Origin of the sequence: Streptomyces colwelliae, from assembly GCF_048158785.1 — a bacterium.
Lineage (GTDB): Bacteria > Actinomycetota > Actinomycetes > Streptomycetales > Streptomycetaceae > Streptomyces.
Genome location: NZ_JBLTJC010000681.1, coordinates 1 through 2,612 on the forward strand (window position 1 = coordinate 1; position 2,612 = coordinate 2,612).

The following is a 2,612-nucleotide window of genomic DNA, read 5'->3' on the forward strand; positions in this document are numbered from 1 at the left end:
GCTTCGGCCCAACAGCCTGATTCCTCAAGCGACTTCACGCCCCACTTCATCAACTTCACGCCACTTCACGCCACTTCACGCCATTTTCCGACTGGAGTACGTCATGACCACCACCGTCTCCGCGGCCTCGGATTGGCGCGGGGGCTGTTGGTCATTGGCTTGCCCGTGCTTGACGCGCCAACCGCTGCGGGCGGACACCCCCCGACACGTCACCTTGCCGCCGTACGCGGCCAACGGTCCACTCATGCCACTGACTTGGACTCGCTCACCGGCGTCTGTGCCGTCGCCCCGTGTTTGGGTGCTCGGGCTGTCACCATCAGGCCCGCTACCAGGCCTGCGAGGAGCATGACGGCTACGGCCCACCAGATGGCGACCGTGTAGCCGTGGACGATGCCCTTGCTGGTGATCAGGGCTTTCTGGGCCGGGTCGTGGAGGTGGGCGGCGATGTAGGCCGTGCTGCTGGTGGTGGCGATCGTGTTGAGGAGGGCCGTGCCGATCGAACCGCCCACCTGCTGGGCGGTGTTGACGGTCGCGGAGGTCACGCCCGAGTCCTGGGGGGCGACTCCGGCCGTGGCGGTGGCGAAGACCGGCATGAAGATCAGGCCCATGCCGAGGCCCATCAGGATGAGGCCGGGGAGTAGTTCGGTCGTGTAGTCCGAGTTGACCGTCAGGCGGGTGAAGAAGGACATGCCCGCTGCCGCGAGGATCGCGCCCGGCACCATCAGGGTGCGCGGCGGGACGTGGTGCATCAGGCGGGCCGAGATCTGGGTGGAGCCGATGATGATCGCGACCGTGAGGGGCAGGAAGGCCATGCCGGTCTTCACGGGCGAGTAGTCGAGGATGACCTGGAGGTAGTAGGTCATGAACAGGAACATGCCGAACATGCCGATGACTGCCAGGCCCATCGTGAGGAAGCAGCCGGCGCGGTTGCGGTCCTTGACGATGTGGAGGGGGAGGAGGGGGCTGGGGGCCCTCGTCTGCCACCAGACGAACGCGATGAGCAGGACGGCGCCGGCTGCGAACAGGCCGAGGACCAGTGGGTCCGTCCAGCCGCGTGGCTCCGCCTCGCTGAAGCCGTAGACGATTGCCACGAGTCCGCCGCAGCCCAGTAGTGCGCCGGGTACGTCCAGGCGGGCGCCCGTGTTTCCCGGGCGGTCGTGGAGGAGGGCGAAGGCGCCGAAGACGGCGATGATCGCGATGGGGATGTTGACGTAGAGGCACCAGCGCCAGTTCAGGTACTCGGTGAGCAGGCCGCCCGCGATGAAGCCGATCGCGGAACCGCTGCCCGCGAGTGCGCCGTAGATTCCGAAGGCTTTTCCGCGTTCCTTCGGGTCGGTGAACGTGGTGGTGAGGAGGCTGAGCGCGGAGGGGGCCAGTAGGGCGGCGAAGACGCCCTGGAGGGCGCGGGCGCCGAAGAGCATGCCCGAGGTCGTGGCCGCGCCGCCCAGTGCGGAGGCGCCCGCGAAGCCGATCAGGCCGATGATGAACGTCCGTTTGCGGCCGACGAGGTCGGCGATCCGGCCGCCCAGCAGGAGCAGGCCGCCGAAGGCGAGCGTGTACGCGGTGATGACCCATTGCCGGTTGCCGTCGGACATGCCCAGGTCGCGCTGTGCGGAGGGGAGCGCGATGTTCACGATCGTCGCGTCGAGAACCACCATGAGCTGCGCGAGAGCGATGATCACCAGGCCCCACCAGCGGCGGGGATCGGGGCCCGCGGCCGTAGCGGATTCACCTGTTCGGGTGACACTCATCTGGTCAGAAGACCATGAATCGGCAGGTATCGCATCCTCAGTTGTATTCGTTCGTGTGTTTGATTTAGTCATGGCTCCAGGACTACCTTTCCGGTGGTCTTCCGGTTCTCCAGTGCTCGGTGCGCGTTCGCCGCCGCGGCCAGTGGGAATCGTTGGACGGTGGGTGTGAGTCGTCCCTCCGCCGCCTCGGCGAGTGCGCGCAGTTCGAGGGTTCGGATGGGGCTTGGGCCGCCGGCCTTGCGCATCATCACGGGGCCGAGTACCTGTTCGGACAGGTCTGTGGTGGTGTACGGCTCGCCGCTCGACCATCCGAAGACGAGGTGCTGGCCGTTCGGACCGAGCAGGTCGACTGTTTGCCTCGCTACGGCTCCGCCCACGCCGTCGAAGACGACGGTCGCGTGCCGTCCGCCCAGCCAGGCCCTTACCTTTCCCGGCCACTCCGGGTCCGTGTAGTCGACGGCGAGATCCGCGCCGTTCGCCTGTACGAGGGCGGTCTTCTCCTGGCCGCCCGCGAGACCGATGGTCGTGGCGCCGGCGTGCTTGGCGTACTGGACGAGCAGGGTGCCGAGTCCGCCCGCGGCCGCCGGGACGACGACCACGGAGTCGGCGTCCAGCTCGCTGAACTGCACGATCCCCATCGCCGTACGGCCCGTCCCGATCATCGCGACGGCCTGCGCGAAGTCCAGGTTCGCCGGGATCTCGTGCACCCGGTCGACATCGGCCACGGCCGACTCCGCGTACCCGCCCGGCGCGAACCCCAGATGCGCGACCACCCGCTTGAGTTGGGCGCGCCGGTAGCGCTGGGCGGCCAGGGACAGCAGAGCGGTGGTACGTCCCAGGTTGTCGTCGATGTACAGAGAG

General features: G+C 67.8%; 2 protein-coding genes. Both read right to left on the reverse strand.

Features of this window, described 5'->3' with window-relative positions:
• Positions 1 to 242: 242 nt before the first annotated feature.
• Positions 243 to 1,751: an MFS transporter gene (locus ACNFOC_RS53100; protein WP_416966127.1), complete on the reverse strand. Its 1,509-nt coding sequence runs from the start codon at positions 1,749 to 1,751 to the stop codon at positions 243 to 245.
• Positions 1,752 to 1,819: 68 nt separating this feature from the next.
• Positions 1,820 to 2,612, reverse strand: a 793-nt coding sequence (locus ACNFOC_RS53105) for a zinc-binding dehydrogenase (protein ID WP_416966128.1), incomplete at its 5' end; no start/stop codon positions are given.